Below are 24,830 nucleotides of genomic sequence, written 5' to 3' on the forward strand. Positions count from 1 at the left end.
TTGGTTTTAGGCGGAGAAAAATATTAACCGCCAGTGAAACCCCGGAATCCCCAACCGAGAACAAAACCAATAATCAAAGCCCAAATTTGCCCAGATTTGACAAAATTATCCCAGGCACTCTGAAAATCTCCCAGAATGTCAACATCTCTAACATTTTGGGCGAAAAACAAGCCGTGGTCTAGCCAGGAAGAAAAAGCGGCGGGGGCAGTGGGGGAAAAATGCTCTATTCCTCCATGGAGGGGCAAAATATTCAAGGCTAAATCTAGGCACTGCCACATAAATCTTGACTCCCAAACAATAAGGCTCACTCCGTCGATTTTACCCGCAGAACGACCAATGTCATATCGTCCCGGGCAGGGATTTTATCGGTTTGATGACTATTGTCTGAGCCCACAAATGCTTCCACCGCAGTGAAAATTGCTGTCAGGATGCCCTGGGCGGTTTGGGCGGTTTCACAGGCCTGTTGGAAAGCAATGCGGAGATTTTTATCGTCGAAGCGATCGCCTTTGGCGTTACCGGCATCGGTCAGACCATCGGTGTAGTACAGCACTACGTCCCCGGGAATAAGTTGAATTTGGGCATCCCGGTAATCGGAATCTGACTCCAGGCCGATTAAGGCACCTTCTGTGTCTAGGGGAATTAAACATTGGGGAGTGTCACTGCCGGCTCGCCACAACAGGGGAGGGTTATGGGCGGCGTTGCTGTAGGAAAGCACACTGGTTTCCGGGTCGTACTCAGAATAAAACAGGGTGACAAAACGATGGGAATTTTCCAGGTCGGCATACATTACCCGGTTGAGGTGGTTGAGAATCTGGGCTGGACTATGGCGATTTAGCACTTCTGCCCGGAGCATGCCCCTGGTCATGGTCATAATTAGCCCCGCTGGCACCCCTTTACCCATGACGTCACCAATTACAATACTCCAGGGCACCCCCAAATGGCTGGTGTTGCGACATAACCAATCCCCCTGGCGCAGTTGGTCATAGTTGGCAGGAATGAAATCGTAGTAGTCTCCCCCCACCCTGCTAGCGGTTTTACACTGGGCGGCAATGTCCAAACCATCAATTTGGGGACAACAACGGGGTAATAGTTGATTTTGAATTTCCGAGGCGATTTCCAATTCCCGGTCCTGACTTTCCCTCGATCTCAGTTTTTGGTTCAAGTCACTGTTGGCGATCGCCACGGCGGTTTGGTCAGAAATTAGTTGTAGTAGTTTGCGACGGGTGGGGGTCCAGCTATAGTTACGATCCTGGCTGAAAATGTACAAACGCCCCACTTCCTCCTGGTGGCTCAAAATGGGGGTGTTATAACAGGCGATCGCCGGTAACTCCTGGCGCAATTTACGGTCAAAATAACTAAGCACAGTGGAGGAATCTGGTGCCGGACTAATCCCGATCTGGCGGGCCCTCTGCAAGGCGCCTTTAATGGTCCCCTTGAGCCCATTTTTGTTGCCATGGATTTGTTCAAAAATAGATATTTCCCCCTCCCGCATTAACACCAACACACTACCATCAGCATCGGCTACCCTAGTGGCCATTAGGGGGGTCAATTCCAGAAACTGATTGAGATTGTGCAAACTCCGCAGGGCATAGCCCATGGCCGCCAACAAATCCTGCACCTTATTTTGTTCCCGGTACAACTTAGCCACCAACTCCTTGAGAATAACCACCGGAGAGGTAGGGGGTTCAACAAAGTGACCGGGGGAAATAACGGCATCGGTGGAAGGCAAGCTAGGCAGGGGGGGCATGGAGGACATCCAAGAAAGGTTAGTTGGAGCGATGCAGGAAAAAGTTTACAGAATCCATAGATGGACAAACTAGTAAATCAGAGATCGGTGCAGAAAGTGCAAAGCCGGGGCGAAAATCGGCTAGCCCATCGAGCAGTTTTACCAATAGTTTAATCAAAGCTATTTTTAGCTCACTATCTGTTGGGTAAAAACTATTGTTCTCAGTGAAGGCAACTGACAACAACTCTGCCCACTGAACTGCCAAATTTCCCCATGGGGAAGAAAAATTAGCTAGGTTTTTTAGCAATGGTGGGGGACAGCCATGGGCTGAACACAATGTTCCAACAAATCGGGCACATCAGCCACAGGATAGATGGTTGTGGCCAACTCCTCGGCCACGTCAGCCACCCGGAGGTCATCCAAAAAGCAAGTATCATCGTGTTTCAACATCAGAGCAGGCAATAGAATGCCATCCCCTAAATCTCTGCCTGTCAATTTAGCGATTAAATCCTGTCCCGTCAATAGTCCCGTTACCGTAATTTCCTGGCCCCAATAATCACTGTTCAAGGGAGCTAAATTAATCGTTAAACCCTCCACTTGATTTAACTGTTCCACCAGGGGCTCAAACACGTGTTCTACAGCATTGCCCACCACCCAGGTTAATGTCTTGGCTTTGGCGATCGCCGGGGGGAGAAATGCCTCAGCCTGTTGTTGAAATTCTTTAATAAATTGACGGATAGAGCCGACCCCGTTGCCAATTTGGGGATAGTCTTCGTAATGGCTTTCCGGCGGCAAGGGTTGACGGGCAATGAGAAACCACTCATCGGCCAACCAAGCAAAGTTACTACCTAGTTGCTGGGCAAATTCCTTTTGTAAAGCTTGCACCTGGGCAATTACCTCCCTGGCTCTAGCTTGACTGACGGGGCTTAATTCATCTTCCTGGGGACGAAAACGGGTCAGACCCACCGGTACCACCGCCACGGAAATGACTGCTGGGGTTTCTCCCTGGTGAAACTGGGCCAAATCCCGTAGGCTCCGTTCCAAATGGATGCCGTCGTTGATGCCTGGGCACACCACCACCTGGGCATGGATCTGTAACCTTCTAGCTTGGAACCAAGCTAACTGATCAAGAATTTGCCCCGCTCGATGATTTTTTAACAACCTTTCCCGCACCGATGCTTCCGTAGCGTGGATGGAAACGTAGAGGGGAGAAAGCCTTAACTGCTCTATGCGCTGCCATTCCTTAGCACTCAAATTGGTCAGGGTGAGATAACTGCCATAAAGAAAACTGAGGCGATAGTCGTCATCTTTGTAATACAGACTCTCCCGTTTCCCTGGCGGTTGTTGGTCAATGAAGCAAAAAGGGCAACGGTTATTGCACTGGATCAACCCGTCAAATATGGCCGTTTCAAAACCTAGTCCTAAATCCTGATCAAATTCCTTTTCCACCGCCAGTTCGTGCAGTTCCCCTTGACTATCCAGTACGTCCAATTCCAAATAATCGTCGGCGCAAAGAAATTGGTAATCAATCAAATCCCTCGGTGCCTGACCGTTAATGCGCACAATGGCATCCCCCGGCTCAAAGCCCATTTCTTCCCCCAGGGATCCCGGTAACACAGTACTGATTTTGGCGGGACGTAGGGAAGCTTCACTCATGGGTTGGGGGACAAAGCAGTGGTTTGATTGGCAGAATAGTTATTGAAAATTAGCGAAGACCGCATTAATTCAAGGGATGATTTATCCTGACCCATTCTACCTTGGCCCATGGAGCCCATGGTTTTAGCTCCTGTCCGGTTGGGGAAAAGGCGATCGCCAGAGGAGAGCAAATCGGGGGAGGATTGTCGATAGTGTATTATCAATAGTGAATACTTCTTACACTAATATTTTATGCACAATCTGATTAAAGCAGTGGTGAATAGCAATGAAAATACTCTCCTGAGGGAATTTCTCCACCAACTGCGGCAACAGAAACGTACCTATTGGCTAAGGAACGACATCATTGTTTTTTTTGAACAGTTTTGTCAGGAGCAAAAGGAAGAAGAAAAATTATCTCCGACCCCCCAAAGCACCGTCCAGATTGAAAAAATCCTGCAAGTTATCCAAGAAATTATCCTCGAGTCGGAAAGTTATTGCATTGTTATTCGCCCCAAAATTGCCCAGGAAGAATTCTATCGTCTCACCAATGCCCTGGAAGTGGAAGCCATTTCTGTACAAGAAATTCTCGCCATCCGTGACCGCTATGTCAACCACCATCATCCAGCAGATGGAAAAATTTTTGAAATTGATTTTCGTCCTTTTTATGACTATTCTCCCCTGATTCGAGACAGTAAAAATATTGGCAATGGAGTGCAATATTTAAACCGCTTTTTATCCAGTAAATTATTCCAAGATCCCCAGCAGTGGTTGTCGGAGCTGTACAAGTTCTTGAGCCTGCATAACTACAATGGCACCCAGTTGCTAATCAATGAAAGAATCCAAAACCAAGCCCAATTATCGAATCAAATTAAAGAGGCGATCGCCTTTGTGGAAAGTAGGCCCGCAACGGAACCCTATCCTGAATTTCGCTTTCCCCTCCAATCCCTTGGTTTTGAGCCTGGTTGGGGCAACACTGCCGGTAGGGTTCAGGAAAGCCTTGAATTGCTAGAAGCCTTGCTGGATTCACCAGATCACCAAACCCTAGAGGCCCTGCTGTCCCGCATTCCGATGATTTTTCGTCTAGTACTGGTATCCTGTCATGGTTGGTTTGGCCAGGAAGGGGTATTGGGGCGGCCTGATACTGGCGGCCAAATAGTTTATGTGCTGGACCAAGCTAAAAGCTTAGAGCAACAATTGGTGGAAGATATTACCTTGGCAGGGCTAGATGTGCTAAAAATTGTCCCCCAAGTAATTATCCTCAGCCGCTTAATTCCCCAGAGTGACGGTACCCGCTGTGACGAACGTTTAGAAAAAGTTTATGGCACAGAAAATGTCTTTATTCTCCGGGTTCCCTTCCGTAGCAATGGCCATTCAACTGACTACTGGATTTCCCGCTTTGAAATTTGGCCCTACTTGGAAACTTTTGCCATTGATGCAGAAAAAGAATTGTGGTCGGTTTTAAATGGTCGTCCCGATTTGATTATTGGTAATTACACCGATGGTAATTTAATTGCCTTTCTCCTGGCCCGTAAACTTAAGGTAACCCAATGTAATGTGGCCCATGCCCTGGAAAAGTCAAAATATTTATTTAGTAATCTCTATTGGCAGGATTTAGAGAGTCAATATCATTTTTCCCTGCAATTTACTGCCGATTTAATTGCCATGAATGCGGCCAATTTCATTGTCAGTAGCACCTACCAAGAAATTACAGGCATGCCCGATAGTGTGGGGCAGTATGAATCCTATAAACATTTCACTATGCCGGATTTGTACCATGTAGTGGATGGCATTGAGCTATTTAGCCCCAAATTTAATGTGGTTCCCCCCGGTGTAAATGAGTCCTATTTTTTCCCCTACAGCAATGACCAAGACCGCACCATGGGCGATCGCCAACGGTTGGAGGAATTGTTATTTACCCTCGATGATCCAACTCAGGTCTATGGCAAATTGGACAATCCAGAGAAACGCCCCCTCTTTTCCATGGCTCGGTTAGACCGGATCAAAAATCTGACCGGATTGGTGGAAATTTTTGCCCAAAGTGCCCAATTGCAAGAACAATGCAATCTAATTTTAGTGGCGGGGAAATTACGCCTGGAGGAATCGGAAGACCCCGAGGAACGCAGTGAAATCGAAAAAATGTACGCCTTAATTGACCAGTATCAACTCCAGGGCAAAATTCGTTGGTTGGGGGTACGGCTCTCCAAAGGAGATACGGGGGAAGTGTATCGGGTCATTGGCGATCGCCGGGGCATTTTTGTCCAACCAGCTTTATTTGAAGCCTTTGGTTTGACTATTCTTGAAGCGATGATTTCCGGCCTGCCGACTTTTGCCACCCGCTTTGGGGGGCCCCTGGAAATTATCCAAGACGGGGAAAATGGTTTTCTGATTAACCCCACCCAAACTAAGGAGACAGGCGATCGCCTAGCAAAATTTGTCCAGCAGTGTGACCAAGACCCCGATCTTTGGTTGAAGCTCTCCCAAGCCGCCATGGCCAGAGTTTACAGTACCTACACTTGGAAAATTCATACCACTAAACTCCTTTCCCTTTCCAGGATTTATGGCTTTTGGAATTTTGTTTCCCAGGAAGAGCGGGAAGATATGCTCCGTTACATTGAGGCCTTGTTCTATTTGCTCTACAAACCCAGGGCTAACCAACTTCTAGCAGCCCAGTACAGCCGCTAACTAGCCCCTACTAAGAGGGAGTTTTAAACGTTTGCCGGCCCCCTCCAAGCTCAGAGGGCAAGGAGATCAAAGCCCCCATTTAGGGCGTCAACCAAAACGCCACCAACAGGCCCCAACCATAAAGTTGACGTCCTCTTTGATACAATTGGGGGTTGTTATGGATTGTCATCGTCGGATTTGCTTCCATCGGTACATTGCCCTTAATACTGGTTTACTTGCCCTCCGCCATGGCTCACCCACCTTCCAGGGATTGGGGGAGGGGGAAACACCGTTCCAAACATCTGTACATCTGCAGTTGACATAGTTCAGTAATTTACTGAGGACGGCTTTCCACTACAAACTTTATGGTCAATGGCAAACCCCGGCAATCCTAACGCTTCCCTTCACCCCGTAAGCCCACCTCAGGATTCAGTTTCATGGATTATTCGATCGCCACACTTTTGTCCTATTTTGTTGATGACAAATTAGTAGCGGGTAAATTTCTCGAGAAAAAATTAGGTTGTGAAAGTCCTGAGGCCATAGAAGCCCTGCAGATTGTCCTCGATGCCCTGGAAAAAATGGGCGTACTGGTCAAGGAGCGGGGGAAGTATAAACGGGTATCCCGGGAAGATGTGGTGGAAGCACGGCTGCGTTGCTCCAGTAAGGGTTTTTGTTTTGCCATCCAAGACGATGAAGATGCCACCGATATTTACGTCCGGGAAGGGAATCTCAGCAATGCCTGGAACGGCGATCGGGTTTTAGTCAAAGTGATTAAAGATGGTACCCGCCGTAAATCCCCCGAAGGAGCCGTCCATCTCATCCTTGATCGGGCCAATCCTTCCCTGTTAGCTCAGGTGAAAAAAAGCGAAGATAATTACCGGGCTGTGCCCCTGGATGACCGCTTGCTATTTGAGCTAGAACTCAAAGATGAAGAGCAAAACCTCGCAGAGGCAGTGGATCACCTCGTCCATGTTTCCGTTCTCCGTTATCCCATTGCCCAGCACCCGCCCCTAGGAGAAGTTACCAAAGTGCTGGGTAGTGACGCTGAAGCCGCCGCCGACACCGATATTGTCTCCTGTAAGCATGATTTGCCCCTAGGCTGGACTCCCGAAGCCATAGAAGCTCTGCAAAATTTGCCCAAGGTAATTGAACCAGGAGAACTGAAAAAAAGGCAGGATTATCGCAAACTCCAGTTAATTACCTTTGGCGATCGCCCCCGGGGAGAAACCTTGCCCTGGCAGGAAGTGGCCCTGAGCCTAGAAAGCCAATCAAACCAATGGCAAGTGGGTATTCACATCACCGACATTGCCCACTACATTGCCGAAGATAGTCTGTTAGACCAGTTGGCCCGTAAACGGGGCACCACCGTATATCTGGAAGAACAGGTTTGCCCTCTTTTCCCCGAAGGCTTGACCGGACGCTGTTCCCTCATCCCTGATGAAGATCGCTTGGCCTTATCTTTCTTTCTCACAGTGGATGACCGGGGGGAAGTAACCGGGTTTGAATACCACAGCAGTGTGGTCAAAGTCGATCATCAACTGGACTTCAGCGAAGTGCAATCGGCCCTGGCGGATATTGAATCCGTCAATGACAAGTTGAAACCCTACAGCGGTCTGCTCCAGGAACTATTTTTCCAAATTTGCCCCCTGATTAAATCCCAACGCCTACAACGGGGGAGTTTCAACCTCCAAACAGAAACGGCTTCCCCCCGCCTGGATGAGGGCCGTTTAGGGGTAATCATGACCCAAGAAACCCTGCCCATTCGTAGCCTGTTAGCAGAACTGATGGTGGTGTTGCAACAGCAAGTGGCGCTCCAACTCCAAGGCCTGGGGATACCAGGTCTCTACTGTGGGCAAGTGGCACCGGAAGCTGAGGATCTGACGGATATTGTTAAGTTAGTGGAAAACCTAGATTTAGGGGTAAAAATTGACCTAGAAGGGGACATTATTCCTCAGCATTACCATCACCTCAGCCAGGCATTTGAGTCCCTCCCGGCTAAAGCGGTGTTGAACCATTTGCTGGCCAATACCCTCAAAATTGAAAAGTATTTTAGCCATCCCGCTCCCCACTTTGCCCTAGCCTACGATTCCGGTTACACTCACTGTGTTTCCCCTGCCCAACGATATGGGGACTTGGTGGTGCAACGGTTACTGAAACTGGTATTGGCGGAGGGGCGCGATCGCCGTACCAAACAAATGAAAACCGGGGTGGATCTCAATGCCCACACCTGCCGCAACCAGATTAGCTGGAATGTGTTGCCGCCCAACCTCCAGGAAACCATTGAAGGGGATTTGCACCAGTTAGTGTTGGGACTCAATGACCGGGAACAAACCGCTGAAGATGCGGAAAAAGATCTGTTGGGGCTGAAAAAAGCCGAAAAAATGAAAGCCCGCACCGGGGAAATCTTCCGGGGGTTAATCACCGGCGTCCAGTCCTACGGCTTCTTTGTGCAAATTTTCGATCTACTAGCTGAAGGCCTCGTCCATGTTAGTTCCCTCAAAGATGACTGGTATGAGTTTCGCAGCCGTCAATGTGCCCTAGTAGGACGCAAAAGTCGCACTTCCTACCGCTTAGGCAACGAGGTGGACGTGCAGGTGCGCAGTGTGGACTATTACCGTCAACAAATTGACCTCGGAGCAGTTAACAATGCCCCCAAAGGTTCTGCCAATATCGATTTGGATGATGATGACGAAGATGGGGATGATCGCGATGAAGAAGACACCATGGATTGGGATGCCATGGAAGATGGAGATGATGACGAAGGAGGGGCGGTAATTTTCTAGCTGTTGTCCAGGGACAAATCTTGCAAACCAAAGCAGACTGGGGCAAAGGCCATTGTCGCCTGGGCAAAAGTTGCTAAAATTTAACAATTCGCAATAAATTTTAACAATTATCCCAGGAGCAACGATCAATGGCCGGATTATTTGGCTTATTTGGTAAAAAAGCACGGTACGTCGAAGACATTGAAACCAACCCCAGCGCTCAACCAGAAAAAAAAGAGGCATTTTTCCTCGAAACCGACGATGCCAAAAGCTTAGGCAATGCTGAATATATGCGGACTCCCATCAAAATTAAACGGAGTTTTCCCAAAACCCTTAATTCCCAAGGGGGGGAAGTGGTGAAGGAGGTTTCTGCCATGGAAGTAAAAAAAATCCAGGCTAATGGTCAAGCGGCTCCCAGTACAGCAACGGATTCTGCCCCATATCCGACCAACTCCCCCCCTGTAAACGACGATCGCCGTTCCAGCGATAACAGTTTGGATATGTTCCGCCAGATGGCTAAGGATTTGAAAAAATAAAATGGCAAGGGGCAGCGAAAATTTCTGAACTTGCACACAGACCATGGCCGGGTGTCTTGACCACTCTCTGATGGCAGAGGAGTTAGGACACTCGGCCAACACTAATTAAAAGGCACTGTAGTTCCGGCAGGGCAAGCATTAAATTCTTGCCTGGGCTGGGTAACCTATGATGGTAGTGGTAATCTTTGCTTTTCTTTCCAGACCATGAGCATCATCGAGCAAGTTCTCACCGCCACCGTCACAGCAGAACAAACTTTAGAGCTTCCTCCGGAAATCAGATCCAAACTTGTTCCCGGTGAACAGTACACTGTTATAGTTCAGGAGGATACTCTGACCTTTGCTAAAAGTCCGAGATTGACATGGGATATTGTTCGGGCTAGGCATGAAGCATCAGAAGAAGAACTAACTGATGAGATTATGGAAGAAATTTGCGAACTTGTCCGAGAAGTACGCCGTGATCAGAAAAATCAATCTAGGGGATAATGCTTACAGTTGTCCTTGATAGCAATATTTGGGTATCTGCAATTCTTTGGGGAGGGTTGCCGGAAAGGGTTGTTTTTTTACAAAAAAATAGCACCATTAAAATTGCGTTATCCCAAGAAATATTTGATGAAACTAAACAGACATTTTTTAAACCCAAGCTACAATGGAAGCTAACAGATTTGGGTTTTACTGTTGACGCTTGTCTAGATCTGATAGCTAGAACATCGGTAATGTACACTATCCAGACCCTAGACGTTCCCGAACTGCGAGATCCCAAAGATGCCATGGTTTTGGCAACGGCGATCGCCTCTCAGGCCGATGCCATTATCAGTGGCGACAGCGATTTGCTCATTCTCGAAACGTATCAAAATATCCCCATTTTGACCGCAAAACAATTTTTAGATAGTTTGTGATTCTCCAGAAAGATTATGGCCATGGCAACAAAATCCATTCCCCAATTAACCACAGATATTTTGGTAGTGGGAGGTGGCACTGGGGGGACAGCGGCGGCAATTCAGGCGGCCCGGCGGGGAGCAAAAACCATCCTAGTTAGCGCAGGGCCTTGGTTGGGGGGGATGTTAACTTCCGCTGGGGTAGCGGCCCCCGATGGTAACGAATTAGCCGTCTGGCAAACGGGATTATGGGGACAGTTTTTACGGGTTTTGAAAGCCCAACAACCCGGCGGTTTAGACCATAGCTGGGTTAGTTTATTTACCTTTGATCCTCGTCTAGGGGCTAAAATTTTCGCTGACTGGGTGGCTGAATTGCCCACCTTGACTTGGATTACCTGCCAGTCCTCGGTGGAGGTGTTAAGAAATGGCGATCGCCTGGTGGGGATGAGGTTTCCAGACTATGAAATTCGGGCTAGGGTAATTCTCGATGGCACGGAGTTGGGGGATCTACTAGCTCTGGGAGACATTGACCATCGCTGGGGTTGGGATTGGCAAGATAAATTTGATGAACCTAGTTGTCCCGTTGCTCCTAATGGCATGACAGAAGAGTATCCAATACAGTCTCCCACTTGGGTATTTTTGCTACGAAAAACAACAAATAATCAGATAAATATCATTGCTGAAACTACCATTGATGTGACCCAAGATTTCACCCATACTTGGCAGAACCACGGGGAAAAAGATTTCTTAACCTATGGTCAATTGCCTGGTGAGCATTACATGATTAATTGGCCGATCGCCGGCAATGATTATGGCCGGGATTTAGACCGTTTACTGGGTAATAAAAAAGAAAGGCAAGCCTATTTACGGGAAGCTTACCAATATAGCTATGCCTACGCCCATTATTTACAAAAATATCATTCGGAAAATTTAGAATTAGCTACAGGAATTTTTCCACAAACGGGGGAGCTATCTACAGCCTTTGCCCTCCATCCCTACTATCGAGAAAGTAGACGTTTGAAAGGTCAACAAGTGATTACGGAAAGGGATATTTTACCCCAGGGCCAGGTGGCTCGCCTGCCAATGTATAACCAAAAAGTTACTAGCATTGCGGTGGGAAATTATGCCAACGATCACCACTATCCTGGTTACGAGTTTCCCCTCGCTCCTAAATCCTTAATTTGGGGGGGACGGTGGACAGGAACTCCCTTTACCATTCCCTTCGAGGCCCTTTTATCCCCAACAGTGCGGGGCTATTTACCCTGTGAAAAGAACATTTCCGTCAGTCACATGGCCAATGGCAGTACCCGTTTGCAACCCCTCGTGATGAATACAGGGCAAGCGGTGGGTATGATAGCCGCCTTAAGTATTGAAAAAAATTGCGACCCCCAGGATTTGGACGTGCGGGATGTGCAGGAGGCCCTCATTGGCGATCGCCAAGCTCCAGCGGCGGTAATTCCCCTCTTTAATTTGGTTCCCGACCATCCTGAATGGTTGCAATGGCAAAGGTATTATTTGGACAATCCTGATCAATATCCCCAGTCAGGCCATTGTCCAGTGGACGTCAACCTGGCTCGATTACCCTTTTCTACCAGTCAATCTGTTTACAGCGGTGAGTTACAAAAAAGCGGAAATCAAACCTATCAGTTAACCTGTCAACAATCGGGCAAAGTTCTAAAAGTAATTACGGAACGGCCAGAAGTGGCAGAGCAATTAATCAACTGTACCCATGGCCAAAGGATTACCTTCGGGGGGCGCTACAATCCGGCTGGCAATTGGTTAGTGGTGGAAACCATCACATCAGGTAAAGACCTGGGGGGCAGATAGCTCAGGGGCGTATAAATAATCAAAAATAGGCAGACGAATAATCCCCAAAAAAGCACATTAATAAACTCAGGGCGTTGACGGTCTAGCAATAGGGAAGTCATCGCCAAAGTTAAAGCCAACAAAACTAGCACTAATATAGTGAGCACTCCGTCCTGGGCAGTCCAATTGGTTAAATTGCCCTGGCTATAGGCACGATAAACTGCCATGGCCCCTAGGCCAGCACAACCCCCCAGAATTAAGAAAAATCTCCGCCACCAGGGAGGATAAACCCACGTAAGGCTTTCCTGTCTCACTTCCGCTAAAGTTAACCCCGCCGCCAATGCCAGAACCACTAACAGGGGCATCACCAAGGAAGTGTTATACCAGGGGGAAAGAATCACCAACATGCCATACACTCCCCCATGACAGAGGAGAAAACGGGCCCAACTCCAATGCAAAGCCTGTTGAGCTTGGGGAAAGGTATGCAGAGCAAAGATCAAACCGGTGGCACTGGCCAATAACCAAAACCAACCCCGCAGTTTAGTTGGCCAGGGGGAACCAGTAATGAAATCGAGACCAGTAAGCAAGTCGTTACTGTGGGCTAATACGCCATAGCCTAGCCACCAGGCGATCGCCGGCACCAAACCTAAAATGAAACCGATCCAAAAGAGGAGTGAGGACTTTAAACGGGGTGTATCCCAATAAAGAAAAAGTAGACCAGTGGCCAATAGTAGGATGGCGGTGGGCAAATTCGTTAATGCCAGGGCACTGAGGGTCAGGCCCAAAGGTAGGGCTCCCCGTAAATCCCGACGGCAAAACAAGGCGCTAGCTAGGTAGGCAATGGTTAAAGGGAAGACAAAACTATTAATGCTGGCTACCCTGACCCAATAAACCACAGTGGGGGCAGTGCCATAGACCACCACCGTTAGCAAAGCGGGGCAACGGCGGCCGTACAGTTCCTTCCCCAGCCAATATAACAGCGGCAAACTGGCCCCATTGAGCAAGGCTCCCAGTAAACGATCGCCCCATAATCCTTGGCCAAAGATTATTTGACTAAGACTAATTAACCAAATGGGCAATGGCGATCGCCCTAGGTTATCAAACAAGCTAATCGGGGTGAAGCCGTAATTTTGTAATGCCGTCCACCAATAACGGGCTGATTCAACTAAATTTGTTTCCTCGCCCCGCCGTAGGTTATGGAAGTCCAACCCCCAACAGAACAGCAAAGCGATGGGAAGCATCACCAGCACTAAACCGAACCATTCCTCCACAGGCCAACGCTGGAGTTTTTGCCCCAGATTTGCCATTAATTTCCTTAAGTTGGGCTTACTCATCGCCATAGGGCATCCGCAACCCTACAGACCTTGGCCATGGCTTCCACGTCATGGACTCTGACTACATCCGCTCCCCCAGCGATCGCCCGACAGCAGGCTGCCCCAGTACCCCAGACCCGTTGCTTAGGATCCGGTTGATCGAGAATTTTGCCAATGAAACTTTTGCGGGACGGCCCCACCAACAGGGGAAAACCAAGCTTTTTTAGCTCTGGCAACTGGCGCAGTAGGGTGATATTTTGCTCAGCGGTTTTAGCAAAGCCAATTCCTGGATCGAGGATGATTTGTTGGGGCAACACTCCGTAATGGTGAGCTAGGTCGATTTGTGTGGTGAAAAACTGCTTCATTTCCTCGATTAAATCCCCATAGTCCGTTAAATTTTGCATGGTTTGGGGAGTGCCCCGTATATGCATCAGAATAATCGGGGCCCTATGCTGGGCGGCGATCGCCAAAATTTCTGGTTCAAAGGTAGCCCCGGAAATATCGTTGATCAGAGCTGCTCCGGCCTGGAGGGCTTGTCGTGCCACTTCCACCCTGGTGGTATCGATGGAAATGGGGATGGCCAATTCCTGGCGGAGAGCTTGAATAACGGGAATGGTGCGTTCTAATTCTTCCGTGAGGCTAACGGTTTCTGCCCCCGGTCGAGTGGACTGGCCACCAATGTCAATAATGTGTGCTCCCCCCTGCACCATGGCCTTGGCCCGGCGGATGGCCGTTGGCAGAGCATTAAACTCGCCTCCATCGCTAAAACTGTCTGGGGTGGTGTTCAAAATCCCCATCACATAGGTGCGTTTACCCCAATCAAAGCGGCTCTGCCCCACCTGGAGGGGAGGGGGAAAATAATCACTCAATCGATCCGACTGATCCATGGGCTATTGGGACGTAAGGTTGGAGCACCGGGAGCGCTCTTGGTAGAATGTACCCAAGGGCAATGCTAGTTGGCCTGTGTTTGCTGGCTCCGGTCATAGCAAAGCTCCATGATCCTAACCATACAATTTTCGCTGATTTTTCGGGTTTTATTTCTCCAGTTGTCTAACCATGCCCCTGCATTTTGCCTCCCTGATTCCCATTGACAGCTTGTTTTCCACCCAAGGCATTATGGTGATGCTGCTGGGGGCCTATGCCCTGGCCATGTGGTTATTTCTCACCAGTGCTCCCAAGGTTTACACGGTGATGGTGTCTGACCTGGCGATCGCCAAAGCTTTTTATGAAGGCATGCTGGATCTAAACGTGGCGGATGTGCCTCTGCACTACTACTACAACTATGAACAAACCCTAGGCACTGCGGGTTGGGATTCCTTTGCCATGGCGGCTAACCCCCAAATTCCCCCCGAAAATCGCTATAGTGCCCAGGACGGCCTCTGGTATCAGTTGAAAAAAAATACCCAACTGCACATCATTGGCGGAGCTAGCTTTGGCAGTAAAAATCGGCAACGCCATGTCTGCTTTGACCACGATTGTTTGGAGCAGATTTTTCTGCGGGTGCAGTCCCGTCGACTCCGCTATAAGTTACGCAGTCGTAAACCGTTAAATTTTTTGGTCAAGGATTACGATGAACGGGTTATCGAACTAATGGAAGCCCAAAATTAGAAAGCTCCACTGTGAAAATAGCCCTTTTTGGCACCAGCGCCGATCCTCCCACCCTGGCCCACCAAGCCATTCTCGTTTGGTTAGCTCAACATTTTGACCAAGTAGCGGTGTGGGCCGCCGATAATCCTTTTAAGCAAGGCCCCAATCCCAACACAGGCCATTGGGCCAGCCTAGGCGATCGCCAAACAATGTTGAAATTGCTGGTGGAGGACGTACAGCGTCATTATGGCACGGTACAAATTTGGGAAGATTTGAGCGATCGCCGCAGTTTAATCAGTCTGCACCGGGCCCAACAACGGTGGGGTTTGGAACCGGACTACGCTTTGGTGGTGGGGGCCGATTTAATTGCCCAAATTCCCCAATGGTACGCAGTGGAAAAATTATTACCCGCTGTCCAATTGTTGATTTTTCCCCGACCGGGTTACGGCATTAATCAAGCTGATTTGGATAAATTGGCACATTTAGGAGGGCACTATCAAATAGTAGGTGAAAGGGACAATCAAGACATTACTCCGGCCATTTCCTCCAGCATTTACCGGCAAGTTAAAGATGACGATCTAATTCCGGATACGGTGCAAAGCTATATCGAAAAAAGGCAACTTTACCGTCAGTGAATACCAACGAATATTTAATGCCCACCGCCGCCTACATTCACATTCCCTTTTGTCGGCAACGTTGTTTTTACTGTGATTTTCCCATTGCCGTCACGGGTTTTCAGTCTTTAACTCTGGACGGTTGGGTGGGGGAATATGTGGAGGCAGTATGTAAAGAAATTGCTGGACAACAGTATTTAGGCTTACCCCTGAGCACCGTTTTCTTCGGTGGAGGCACCCCTTCCTTATTACCGATCGCCGGTTTGGAAAAAATTCTAACAACGGTGGATAAACATTTCGGCATTGCGACGGAAGCTGAAATTAGTATGGAAATTGACCCCGGCACCTTTGACCAAGTCCAATTGCAAGCCTATAAAAATTTGGGTATTAACCGCTTTAGTTTGGGGGTACAGGCTTTTCAGGACAACTTACTAACCCTCTGTGGCCGCCATCACCGTCGTCGGGATATTGACCAGGCTTTCACGGCGATCGCCAAGGAGGATATTAAAAATTGGAGTTTAGATTTAATTACGGGGTTACCCGAACAAACGGCAGAGGATTGGCACAATTCCCTAAACCTGGCTCTGGAAGCTGGACCTAACCACATTTCCTGCTATGACCTGGTGTTGGAACCCCAAACCGTTTTCGATAAGTGGGAACAGCGGGGAAAATTGGCTGTACCTCCGCCTGAGCGCAGTGCCGACTTTTATCGCCATGCCCAAAAAGCATTAACCCAAGCCGGTTTCCACCATTACGAAATTTCTAACTATGGCCGCCCCGGTTACCAATGTCGCCATAACCAAATCTATTGGCGCAATTTGCCCTACTACGGTTTTGGCATGGGGGCCACCAGTTATATTGACGGCAAACGTTTTGGTCGTCCCCGTACCAGGAATGGTTATTACCAATGGCTGAACTCTTGGTTAAACCAAGGGGATAAAACTCCGGGGGAAACGGTTTCTATCCTAGAAAATTTGTTGGAAAGCCTGATGTTGGGATTGCGCCTCACCGCTGGAGTGACTTGGGAGCAATTGCCTGCCATCAGTGAAGACACAAAGCAAACTATCCTGAATACCCTAATGTCCTTTGGCGATCGCCGTTGGTTGGAATTTTACGGCCGGGACAACGAATTACTTTCCCCAGAAAAAATTACCACGGCATCGGTGCAAAGATTCTGCTTTTCAGATCCGGAGGGAATGTTATATTCCAACCAAATTCTAAGCGCCCTCTTCGCTGCCTTGGAGGAAGATTAATGGAATCAGCCAATGGTTGTTGCTAGTAATCGACAAAATTTTGATCAAACGCCATATTTTTCTTTCAGGCGATCATCATGGTCATCGGACAATGTTGCCACTAAGGTAATGGCCCGGGAAATTTCACCGGGGGAAAGATCAGCCACGGTGCGCTGATGGAGGGCAACTAAATGATTTTCCCGCACGGCAAAACAGGCCTCAAAGGTATCCGACCAGTTTAATTGCATCACTTCCGTCAATAATTGGCCCGGATCTGTTGGTAAGGGCATCACCTCGGCCCAGACCCGAAACAGATCATTTTCCCCTTCTCCAGTGAGCTGTACTAGCACTTCCACACTGCCATAGGCAAATTTCCAGATGCTGCCCTGGTCGTTATCTTGCACAAAGGCGCTATTTTCCTGGGCCATGCCAGAAATTACTGTTTCCACTACATCGTGATGACTAACCGGGGTCATTTCATCCATGGTTGGGGGGGCTAACTCTGGTGCAGGGGATGCCATAGTCCTATTCTCAACGCGAAGGTTCCAACCCAAGTCTAGCGGTGAACCGGCCCCAGGCATAGTCTAGGACAGTCGTTGCTTGATGAAATTTACCAGTTGCCCCAACTGTTTTTTCAGTTGGTCGATTTCCCCGTGCATTTGGGCTACCTGTTGCTTGAGTTGTTGAACTTCGGCAGCCAAATCTCCAACCGGGGCGGCACTGCCCACACTGGCCACGGGGGCGTGTTTTTTCGCTTTGACCATGGCTTCTTTAATGGCCGCCACCAATTCCCTTTGTTCAAAGGGTTTTTCCACAAAGGCAAAATACTCGAAGGGTTCGGGGATTTTTTCGAGCACCTCTTCCTTCCGCCCAGACATTAGCACTAGAGGAATGGCCTTGAGTTCTGGTCTTTCCTGCACCGATTGGAACACTTCCCAACCACTCATTTTGGGCAGAAGAAAATCCAACATGATCAGGTTAGGCCGTTCACTCTGGATCAGGTTGAAACCTTCGAGGCCGTCCTTGGCTTCAATCACCTCGAAATTTCCCTGGGGCAACATATCCCTAACTCGCATACGGATAACTTTGCTGTCATCAATAACTAGAATCTTGTGGGCAGACACGGTAGACTCTCCTTCGAGAAAATTGGGTGAAATACAGCTATGGCAGACTTGTTGGATGCTGCCAACCCGTCAAAATTCTTGCTTGCTCTGTACATATTAGAGGAATTTGGGGTGGTAACAAACTTCCAAAAGGTCAATGTTAGCAAGCTCAGATGGAAGAATGGGAGACCTAGGATAATGTGGGATCAAGTTTCAATGTGTCCCCTAGACGTGTTTAGAAAGTTTTATTCCGCCCCCTCCCCTTAAATCTTCTCACTAAAGCTCCGGCAATACTGGGGGACTTTCACTCAGTTTTCCCCAAAATTTGGGGAACCGGAGGGGCTTTTAAAACAGGCTCTTAAACTGATCCCTTGAAGATCGGGCCATGGTGGGAGTAGGAGATTTTGACTTGGATTTTCGCCCAACTTGGGAGAACCAGGGACTTTTAAAACGCCTCCTAAGGGGAATTCAAATCCTCCAACTGCTTGATGTTTTTCAGGTTTAGATCAGGACAGGTGCGTTTGCATAGGCCAGTCAGCACTTTGCCTGGACCCACTTCCCAATAGTCCGTTGCGCCAATTTCCCCTAAATTAACCATAGTTTCTCGCCAGCGTACGGAGCCGGTCATTTGTTGAATTAGTTTTTCCTTCAGGCGATCGCCGTTTTGGGTAGGGCTGGGGTCCACGTTGGAGAGGACGGGCACAGTGGCATCCTGGAACTGACAAGCGGCTAGGGTTTGGGCAAAGGCTTGGGCCGGTTCGTTCATAAAACTGGAATGGAAGGCTCCGGAGACTTTCAATGGCACGGCTCGACGGGCTTTAACGTTAGCCAAAATAGCTTCTACCCCAGCCACCGTACCGGAAATGACCACTTGTTCGAGGCTGTTATCGTTGGCTAGCACCACCTCTGGGTTATCCGTCAAGGCTTGCTGTAACTGATTTTGATCAAATTTCATCAGGGCGGCCATCATTCCTCCCGAAGCTCCAGCCATTACTTCCGAGCGTTCCTTGACCAGTTGTAAACCCGTGACAAAGTCGAACACTCCGGCAGCGTAGAGGGCAGAATATTCCCCCAGGCTATGGCCCGCTACATAATCAGGCTCAAAACCCTGATCTTTGAGCAAATCGGTCAAAATTGCTTCGATAACGTACAGACAGGGCTGGGTATTTTGGGTCAGGGCTAAACGGGCTTCGTCCCCCTGACATTTTTCCACCACTGACCAGCCGAGAATCTCCTCTGCTTGCTGATATTTTTCCTTGGCGATCGCCGTTGGGAGCAGATCTGCCCCCATGCCCACAGCTTGGGAACCTTGGCCGGGAAACACCCATGCGGTTTTCATGTACTTATCTCAATAAACTAAAAATTTGGTCATTGCCAACGACTTTGCCCGCTGATACCGTCCGCCCTTGGCTAGGCAATTATACCAAGGCAAGGCCCAGCACCATTCCCCTCTCTGGCGATCTAGGACGGCTAGAATTGAAGATAAGCTTTTCTGTGTACTGAGTATTACCTATTAACCATGGCCCAAACCATCAATTTGCAGCTGGAGGGAATGCGCTGTGCGGCCTGTGCTTCCAGCATTGAACGGGCGATCGCCAAAGTGCCGGGGGTGCAATCCTGCCAGGTGAATTTTGCCCTGGAGCGGGCGGTGGTTAGTTACCAAGGGGACATCGACCCGGAGAGCCTGACAGGGGCAGTGGCCAGGGCCGGTTATCACGCCCAACTGATCGAATCAGAAATGGCCTCTTCGGAGCAAACAAAGCAGGCCAAGCCGTTATTTTCCGCCAAACTCGTGACAGGTTTAATCATTAGTGGAGTGCTCTTTTTGGGTTCTCTACCGATGATGCTGGGAGTGGATATTCCCCGTTTTCCCCATATTTTCCATAATGCTTGGTTGCAATGGCTCCTGGCCACCCCAGTGCAGTTTTGGTGTGGGGCGGAATTTTACCGGGGAGCCTGGAAATCAGTACGAACCCGCAGTGCCACCATGGACACCCTTGTGGCCTTGGGTACTAGTGCGGCCTACTTTTATTCCGTGGCCATTACCCTTTTTCCCCAATGGTTGACCAACCAAGGACTAGCGGCCCATGTTTATTTTGAAGCGGCGGCGGTGGTGATTACCCTGATTTTATTGGGAAGGTCGTTGGAACAGCGGGCCCGACAGGAAACTTCGGCGGCGATCCGTAAATTGATGGGGCTACAACCCCAGACGGCTTTGGTAAAAACGGAAAATGGCTGGGAAACCGTGGCGATCGCCGATCTAACTATTGATGATGTGGTGCGGGTAAGGCCGGGGGAAAAAATCCCAGTGGACGGTGTGGTAAAGGCTGGTAACTCCACAGTGGACGAATCTTTGGTGACGGGGGAAAGTTTACCGGTGGCTAAAACCGTGGGGGAAGAAGTAATTGGGGCCACGTTGAATAAAACCGGCAGTTTGGATGTCCGAGTTACTAAGTTGGGGCAGGATTCCGTGCTCGCTCAAATTATCCAATTGGTACAGCAAGCCCAGGCTTCCAAAGCTCCAATTCAACACTTTGTTGACCGCATTACCCACTGGTTTGTCCCGACAGTGATCCTGGTGGCGATCGCCGCTTTTTGTACTTGGTGGATCACAACGGGAAATATTACTTTGGCGGTTTTAACCCTGGTGGAAGTGCTGATTATCGCCTGTCCCTGTGCATTGGGTTTGGCTACCCCCACCTCCGTCATGGTGGGTACGGGTAAGGGGGCGGAATATGGCGTGTTAATCAAAGAAGCCCGCAGTTTGGAAATGGCGGAAAAGTTAACAGCCATTGTGCTAGATAAAACCGGCACGTTAACCGAGGGTAAACCCAGTGTGACCAACTTTTTTACCCTACCCCCCACCTCCACTGAGGAAAGCTTGCAGTTAGTCCAGTTAGCGGCCAGTTTGGAACAATATTCTGAACATCCCCTGGCGGAAGCGGTGGTCAATTACGGTCAATCCCAGCAGGTGAGTTTGTTAGACATACAAAACTTCCAGGCGATCGCCGGTTGTGGCGTGGAAGGGCAATGGCAGGGGCAATGGGTCAGGTTAGGAACCCCAAAATGGTTAGCAGACCTAGGGGTGAATAAGACCGATCATCAACCATGGCAAAGCCAGGCTCAGCAATGGGAAAAAGAACAAAAGACCGTTATTTGGTTTGCCCTAGGTACGGAAGTTAAAGCCCTCCTGGCGATCGCCGATGCCCTCAAGCCCTCTTCTCCCCAAGTGGTACAAGCTCTGAAAAAATTGGGTTTATCAGTTTATATGCTCACGGGAGACAACCAAGCCACCGCCGAAGCTATTGCCGACACGGTAGGTATTCGCCATATCTTGGCCCAGGTTCGGCCAGGGGACAAAGCCCAACAGGTGGAACAGTTACAACAACAGGGTAATACGGTTGCCATGGTAGGGGATGGCATTAACGATGCTCCGGCCCTAGCCCAAGCAGATGTGGGCATCGCCATTGGTACTGGCACCGACGTGGCGATCGCCGCCAGTGATATTACCTTGATCACTGGAGATTTACAGGGAATTTTGACCGCCATCAAACTTAGCCGGGCCACCATGGGTAATATTAGGCAAAATCTCTTTTTTGCTTTCATTTACAACGTTGTGGGTATTCCGGTGGCCGCTGGGGTGTTCTATCCCCTTTTTGGCCTACTACTCAATCCCATCCTGGCCGGGGCCGCCATGGCCTTTAGCTCCGTTTCTGTGGTGACTAATGCCCTGCGGCTGAAACAATTCCGTCCTTAGGGTATGGCCAAACTTTAATTTTTTTGGTAATGACAATTGGTGAAAAGATCGCTTATGATGGCTCCTATCGGCTTTAGTCAATATATCCGAGTTTTTGGCATTACAGGCAATGATTTTGCTAGACTTTCCGGCTTAGAGGGCTTTCAGGAACTTTTTTCCGTCCTTGCGCCCCAAAACTGCCAGTATCTCCTCGCTGATAAGCCGCCCTTTTTCGTGAATTTACTGTCATGGCTAAGTCCCCCTGTTCTCAGTTACTAGGCGAAATTTTAAGGGATGCTGATCTAATCACCGAGGCTCAGATACAGGTTGCCCTGCAGGATCAACAATACTCACCTCTACTCATCGGGGAAATTTTGGTGGTGCGGGGTTGGCTACACCAGGAAACCGCCGACTTTTTTGCCGAGTCCTGGCCCCGAATGGTTAAAACTCGAGATCGCCGCCCCCTAGGCTACTACCTACAGCAGGCCTATTTGCTACAGGAGGCACAGGTTAATTTAATCCTAGAAGAACAACGTAAATTGGGAATCAGGTTTGGTTCAGTGGCGGTGCTCAAGGGTTGGGTGAAGCAAAAGACCCTTGATTATTTCCTCGAACATTTGGTACCGGAAGCTAAAACTACCTCCGCTTTTCAGGGCAGGAACACCCAGGCCAACATCGCTTTGGGCCGGGATACTCGCCTGCAAACGGAAACGGGCCACGAAACCCAGGGAATTGGCGATCGCCGCGCCCCCATCAATACCCCTTCCCGGGACCGAGTCACCCCCTCCCGTGCAAACGATAATGGTGGACGTATTATCCTTAATCCCTTTGCTAGCAGTTCTGGTAACGGTAAGACTCGCACCGGTAAAACCAAGCAAACTCCTGCAAATGATAGTTCTACCACCAATTCCAACCGGGAAGATTTCGACCTAGCTTCGGTTTTGGGAGATAGCGCTAAATCCACTGCAGAAAAGGATTGGGAAGAGCGCATCTGGATCGATTAGTCCCATTGGGTAAGGGTAGGGATTTCAAAAATCCGATTATCTCCAGACTGGAGCTAACTAACCCCACTCCTCAAACCGGTTTGCACCCGCCAGAGTTTGGCATATACTCCCTGCCTTGCCAGCAAGCTTTCATGGTTGCCCATTTCCTCGACCATGCCGTTTTCCAGCACATAAATTTGGTCAGCGTAGCGCACAGTGGAAAGACGATGGGCAATGGTGATGGTGGTGCGGTTTCTGGTAATTTTTTCGAGGGAACGGACAATGGCCGCCTCCGTTTCATTGTCCACCGCTGATGTGGCTTCATCCAAAATGAGAATGGGGGGATTCTTCAAAATGGCCCTGGCGATCGCCAGCCGTTGCCGTTGACCCCCGGAAAGTTTTTGTCCCCGTTCACCGATGATGGTGTCGTAACCCTGGGGCAATTGCTCGATGAATTCTTCTGCCTCTGCTAAGTTGGCCGCCCGTTGAATTTGGGACAAAGTGGCATCGGCACTGCCGTAGGCAATATTCTCCCGCACTGTGCCATGGAATAAAAATACATCCTGGCTCACCAAACCAATACTGCGTCGTAAATCCCCCAGAAAATATTTTCTTAGATCTACCCCATCGAGCAAAATATCTCCACTGTCCCACTCGTATAAGCGCAGTAATAACTTGACCAGAGTGCTTTTCCCTGACCCCGTTGCCCCCACAATGCCAATGGTTTGCCCTGCCGGTACCCGTAGGGAAATATTTTTTAACACCGCTGAACGTTGGGGATAGGCAAAGCTAATATTTTGGAAAACTACTTCTCCCTGAACTTGGCTGGCATGGAGACTCAATTCCCCCGGATGGGCTTGAATGGGGGTTGTCAGAAGTTGCATTACCCGCTGGGTGGAGGCCATGGCCCGTTGATATAGATCGAGAGTTTTACCCAAACCCGTCAACGGCCAGAGCAGTCGTTGGGTTAAAAAGACCAGCATACTGTAACTGCCCACAGCCAAGTTGCCCCGCACCGCATCTAAACCACCGAAGTAGAGAATGGTGGAAAAGCCGACAAAAATAATCACCCGAATCAAGGGCACAAAGGCCGCACTCAAGGCGATCGCCCGTTGATTACTGTCTCGGTAGGCATCACTATCTTGCCGGAGCCGTTCCACCTCTTCCGCCTCCGTGGCAAAACTTTTAATCGTCATAATGCCGCTGAGGTTATTGGAGAGGCGGCTGTTCAAATTACTAACCTTTTCCCGCACCAGGGCATAACGAGAAGTGAGCAAAGACTGAAAGTAGATTGACCCCAACAGAACAAAGGGCATGGGCACCACGGCCATCCAGGCAATGTCCGGGGTAATGACAAAAAAGGCGCCGCCAATCACCACCACCGTGGTCAGCACCTGCAAAATTTCGTTGGCCCCCACATCCAAAAACCTTTCCAACTGGTTGATGTCATCGTTGAGAATGGCCATCAGCCGCCCGGTACTCCTTTCCTCGAAATAGGCCAGGTCTAGCTGTTGCAAATGGGCATAGGCATCCAAGCGTAGATCGTGTTGGATATCCTGGGCGAGGTTACGCCAAAGCCGCTCGTAGGCATACTCAAAAATTGATTCCAGGGCCCAAATAACCGCCGAAACCACCGTCAGCACCAGCAGTTGGCTTTCCACTGCCACAATGCCCCAGCGGGCCAAGAAAGAATCCTGCTGTTTGATCACCACATCCACCGCTAAACCAATTAGGGCGGGCGGGGCCAGATCAAAAATCTTATTCAGCAGGGAGCAGGCGATCGCCCAGTAAATTTTGGTACGATGAACCCGACTGTAATTTAACAGGCTGAGGAGAGGAGCAATGGGTTTGGTCACAGTATGGACAGAAAAATAGACAGAGACAAAAAAACAGCGATTTTAGGCTGAGGCACCATCTAATACAGTACAGTGGAAGTCCTTTTTCTGCCCAAGAGTATGCTTGAAAAGCTCGGGGCAATAAATTGGCACCACTAAATTGCAATTTTCCTTAAAAGAGAACGCCTACCAAAAATTTCCCCCCTTAATAAGGGGGGCTAGGGGGGATTAACCACTTTTAATATGAGGGCTAGAGGGGAAGGTTAATCGCCCTTGTCAAGGAAAGCTAGGGAAGATTAATCACTTTTATCAAGGGAGGCCAGGAAAGATTAATCGCCAAAGCTCAAGGAATTTTAATTACAACTACTCAAACCAATTCTAAACAACGCTCAAATTTGACAACTGAAATAGTGACTTCCCAGGCAA

Annotated in this window: 23 protein-coding genes; 12 read left to right on the forward strand and 11 right to left on the reverse strand. The window is 49.1% G+C overall.

Annotated features, from left to right (window positions below; all coding sequences use genetic code 11):
* Positions 1-23: 23 nt before the first annotated feature.
* From IQE94_RS11020 to IQE94_RS11040, 5 genes are all read right to left on the reverse strand, one after another.
* The gene (locus IQE94_RS11020; RefSeq protein WP_223341908.1) at positions 24-278 is read right to left on the reverse strand and encodes a hypothetical protein; all 255 of its coding nucleotides are present in this window, start codon (positions 276-278) and stop codon (positions 24-26) included.
* 26 nt (positions 279-304) lie between these two features.
* The gene (locus IQE94_RS11025) at positions 305-1,669 is read right to left on the reverse strand and encodes a PP2C family protein-serine/threonine phosphatase (protein WP_212721809.1); all 1,365 of its coding nucleotides are present in this window, start codon (positions 1,667-1,669) and stop codon (positions 305-307) included.
* Positions 1,670-1,766: 97 nt separating this feature from the next.
* Positions 1,767-1,991, reverse strand: coding sequence for a hypothetical protein (locus IQE94_RS11030; RefSeq protein WP_223341912.1), 225 nt, complete (start codon positions 1,989-1,991; stop codon positions 1,767-1,769).
* A gap of 35 nt (positions 1,992-2,026) precedes the next feature.
* The gene (locus IQE94_RS11035) at positions 2,027-3,382 is read right to left on the reverse strand and encodes a TIGR03279 family radical SAM protein (RefSeq protein WP_223341914.1); all 1,356 of its coding nucleotides are present in this window, start codon (positions 3,380-3,382) and stop codon (positions 2,027-2,029) included.
* Entirely contained in the window at positions 3,379-3,585 is a 207-nt protein-coding gene (locus IQE94_RS11040; protein ID WP_212718266.1) for a hypothetical protein, read from the reverse strand. Before IQE94_RS11040 ends, IQE94_RS11035 begins: the two co-directional genes overlap by 4 nt.
* Positions 3,586-3,613: 28 nt before the next feature.
* On the opposite strand from IQE94_RS11040, the gene IQE94_RS11045 reads away from it, so the two are divergent.
* From IQE94_RS11045 to IQE94_RS11070, 6 genes are all read left to right on the forward strand, one after another.
* A complete protein-coding gene (locus tag IQE94_RS11045) occupies positions 3,614-6,043 on the forward strand; it encodes a sucrose synthase (RefSeq protein WP_212718275.1) in 2,430 nt (809 codons plus the stop codon).
* Between the two features lie 416 nt (positions 6,044-6,459).
* The gene (locus IQE94_RS11050) at positions 6,460-8,805 is read left to right on the forward strand and encodes a ribonuclease R family protein (RefSeq protein ID WP_223341916.1); all 2,346 of its coding nucleotides are present in this window, start codon (positions 6,460-6,462) and stop codon (positions 8,803-8,805) included.
* A 128-nt stretch (positions 8,806-8,933) separates the two neighbouring features.
* Positions 8,934-9,320, forward strand: coding sequence for a hypothetical protein (locus IQE94_RS11055; RefSeq protein ID WP_223341918.1), 387 nt, complete (start codon positions 8,934-8,936; stop codon positions 9,318-9,320).
* 204 nt (positions 9,321-9,524) lie between these two features.
* Positions 9,525-9,803 (forward strand): hypothetical protein, encoded by a 279-nt coding sequence (locus IQE94_RS11060; protein WP_212718281.1) that lies wholly within the window; start codon positions 9,525-9,527, stop codon positions 9,801-9,803.
* Entirely contained in the window at positions 9,803-10,216 is a 414-nt protein-coding gene (locus IQE94_RS11065) for a putative toxin-antitoxin system toxin component, PIN family (RefSeq protein WP_212718290.1), read from the forward strand. The genes IQE94_RS11060 and IQE94_RS11065 overlap by 1 nt, the downstream gene beginning before the upstream one ends.
* A 21-nt stretch (positions 10,217-10,237) precedes the next feature.
* Positions 10,238-12,022 (forward strand): FAD-dependent oxidoreductase, encoded by a 1,785-nt coding sequence (locus IQE94_RS11070; RefSeq protein WP_255611286.1) that lies wholly within the window; start codon positions 10,238-10,240, stop codon positions 12,020-12,022.
* On the opposite strand, the gene IQE94_RS11075 is transcribed toward IQE94_RS11070, so the two are convergent.
* Entirely contained in the window at positions 11,953-13,335 is a 1,383-nt protein-coding gene (locus IQE94_RS11075; RefSeq protein WP_223341921.1) for a glycosyltransferase family 39 protein, read from the reverse strand. The two genes, IQE94_RS11070 and IQE94_RS11075, sit on opposite strands and share 70 nt — an antisense overlap.
* Complete coding sequence (gene folP, locus IQE94_RS11080) at positions 13,332-14,201, reverse strand: dihydropteroate synthase (RefSeq protein WP_223341922.1); 870 nt, start codon at positions 14,199-14,201, stop codon at positions 13,332-13,334. Before folP ends, IQE94_RS11075 begins: the two co-directional genes overlap by 4 nt.
* Positions 14,202-14,370: 169 nt before the next feature.
* On the opposite strand from folP, the gene IQE94_RS11085 reads away from it, so the two are divergent.
* Genes IQE94_RS11085 through hemW form a run of 3 tightly spaced genes read left to right on the forward strand, consistent with a single transcriptional unit; the run spans position 14,371 to position 16,768 of the window.
* A complete protein-coding gene (locus IQE94_RS11085) occupies positions 14,371-14,922 on the forward strand; it encodes a glyoxalase-like domain protein (protein ID WP_223341923.1) in 552 nt (183 codons plus the stop codon).
* A gap of 11 nt (positions 14,923-14,933) precedes the next feature.
* The gene (locus tag IQE94_RS11090) at positions 14,934-15,536 is read left to right on the forward strand and encodes a nicotinate-nucleotide adenylyltransferase (protein ID WP_223341924.1); all 603 of its coding nucleotides are present in this window, start codon (positions 14,934-14,936) and stop codon (positions 15,534-15,536) included.
* On the forward strand, positions 15,533-16,768 hold the full coding sequence (gene hemW, locus IQE94_RS11095; protein ID WP_223341926.1) for a radical SAM family heme chaperone HemW: 1,236 nt from the start codon (positions 15,533-15,535) through the stop codon (positions 16,766-16,768). The genes IQE94_RS11090 and hemW overlap by 4 nt, the downstream gene beginning before the upstream one ends.
* 44 nt (positions 16,769-16,812) lie before the next feature.
* Here the strand turns inward: hemW and IQE94_RS11100 are convergent, their stop codons facing one another.
* From IQE94_RS11100 to fabD, 3 genes are all read right to left on the reverse strand, one after another.
* Positions 16,813-17,268: a YbjN domain-containing protein gene (locus tag IQE94_RS11100; RefSeq protein ID WP_223341927.1), complete on the reverse strand. Its 456-nt coding sequence runs from the start codon at positions 17,266-17,268 to the stop codon at positions 16,813-16,815.
* A gap of 63 nt (positions 17,269-17,331) precedes the next feature.
* Positions 17,332-17,871, reverse strand: coding sequence for a PleD family two-component system response regulator (locus IQE94_RS11105; RefSeq protein ID WP_212718305.1), 540 nt, complete (start codon positions 17,869-17,871; stop codon positions 17,332-17,334).
* A 436-nt stretch (positions 17,872-18,307) separates the two neighbouring features.
* Entirely contained in the window at positions 18,308-19,189 is an 882-nt protein-coding gene (fabD, locus tag IQE94_RS11110) for an ACP S-malonyltransferase (protein WP_223341928.1), read from the reverse strand.
* 180 nt (positions 19,190-19,369) lie between these two features.
* Between fabD and IQE94_RS11115 the strand changes: the two genes are divergently transcribed.
* The 3 genes from IQE94_RS11115 to IQE94_RS11125 are packed head-to-tail and all read left to right on the forward strand — an operon-like array spanning position 19,370 to position 22,590.
* On the forward strand, positions 19,370-21,607 hold the full coding sequence (locus IQE94_RS11115; RefSeq protein WP_223341929.1) for a cation-translocating P-type ATPase: 2,238 nt from the start codon (positions 19,370-19,372) through the stop codon (positions 21,605-21,607).
* Positions 21,608-21,661: 54 nt separating this feature from the next.
* The gene (locus IQE94_RS11120) at positions 21,662-21,865 is read left to right on the forward strand and encodes a hypothetical protein (protein ID WP_212718311.1); all 204 of its coding nucleotides are present in this window, start codon (positions 21,662-21,664) and stop codon (positions 21,863-21,865) included.
* The gene (locus IQE94_RS11125; protein ID WP_223341930.1) at positions 21,835-22,590 is read left to right on the forward strand and encodes a hypothetical protein; all 756 of its coding nucleotides are present in this window, start codon (positions 21,835-21,837) and stop codon (positions 22,588-22,590) included. Before IQE94_RS11120 ends, IQE94_RS11125 begins: the two co-directional genes overlap by 31 nt.
* Positions 22,591-22,643: 53 nt before the next feature.
* On the opposite strand, the gene IQE94_RS11130 is transcribed toward IQE94_RS11125, so the two are convergent.
* Positions 22,644-24,425 (reverse strand): ABC transporter ATP-binding protein, encoded by a 1,782-nt coding sequence (locus IQE94_RS11130; protein ID WP_223341932.1) that lies wholly within the window; start codon positions 24,423-24,425, stop codon positions 22,644-22,646.
* Positions 24,426-24,830: the final 405 nt, after the last annotated feature.

It is taken from the genome of Synechocystis sp. PCC 7339, assembly GCF_019924095.1.
GTDB lineage: Bacteria > Cyanobacteriota > Cyanobacteriia > Cyanobacteriales > Microcystaceae > Synechocystis.

Bases quoted from the DNA above. Each gene is read 5' to 3' on its own strand.
- IQE94_RS11020 (WP_223341908.1), bottom strand. From the start codon at position 278: ATGTGGCAGTGCCTAGATTTAGCCTTGAATATTTTGCCCCTCCATGGA.
- IQE94_RS11035 (WP_223341914.1), bottom strand. From the start codon at position 3,382: ATGAGTGAAGCTTCCCTACGTCCCGCCAAAATCAGTACTGTGTTACCG.
- IQE94_RS11045 (WP_212718275.1), top strand. From the start codon at position 3,614: ATGCACAATCTGATTAAAGCAGTGGTGAATAGCAATGAAAATACTCTC.
- IQE94_RS11050 (WP_223341916.1), top strand. From the start codon at position 6,460: ATGGATTATTCGATCGCCACACTTTTGTCCTATTTTGTTGATGACAAA.
- IQE94_RS11055 (WP_223341918.1), top strand. From the start codon at position 8,934: ATGGCCGGATTATTTGGCTTATTTGGTAAAAAAGCACGGTACGTCGAA.
- IQE94_RS11060 (WP_212718281.1), top strand. From the start codon at position 9,525: ATGAGCATCATCGAGCAAGTTCTCACCGCCACCGTCACAGCAGAACAA.
- IQE94_RS11065 (WP_212718290.1), top strand. From the start codon at position 9,803: ATGCTTACAGTTGTCCTTGATAGCAATATTTGGGTATCTGCAATTCTT.
- IQE94_RS11070 (WP_255611286.1), top strand. From the start codon at position 10,238: ATGGCAACAAAATCCATTCCCCAATTAACCACAGATATTTTGGTAGTG.
- IQE94_RS11075 (WP_223341921.1), bottom strand. From the start codon at position 13,335: ATGAGTAAGCCCAACTTAAGGAAATTAATGGCAAATCTGGGGCAAAAA.
- folP (WP_223341922.1), bottom strand. From the start codon at position 14,201: ATGGATCAGTCGGATCGATTGAGTGATTATTTTCCCCCTCCCCTCCAG.
- IQE94_RS11085 (WP_223341923.1), top strand. From the start codon at position 14,371: ATGCCCCTGCATTTTGCCTCCCTGATTCCCATTGACAGCTTGTTTTCC.
- IQE94_RS11100 (WP_223341927.1), bottom strand. From the start codon at position 17,268: ATGGCATCCCCTGCACCAGAGTTAGCCCCCCCAACCATGGATGAAATG.
- fabD (WP_223341928.1), bottom strand. From the start codon at position 19,189: ATGAAAACCGCATGGGTGTTTCCCGGCCAAGGTTCCCAAGCTGTGGGC.
- IQE94_RS11115 (WP_223341929.1), top strand. From the start codon at position 19,370: ATGGCCCAAACCATCAATTTGCAGCTGGAGGGAATGCGCTGTGCGGCC.
- IQE94_RS11120 (WP_212718311.1), top strand. From the start codon at position 21,662: ATGATGGCTCCTATCGGCTTTAGTCAATATATCCGAGTTTTTGGCATT.
- IQE94_RS11125 (WP_223341930.1), top strand. From the start codon at position 21,835: ATGGCTAAGTCCCCCTGTTCTCAGTTACTAGGCGAAATTTTAAGGGAT.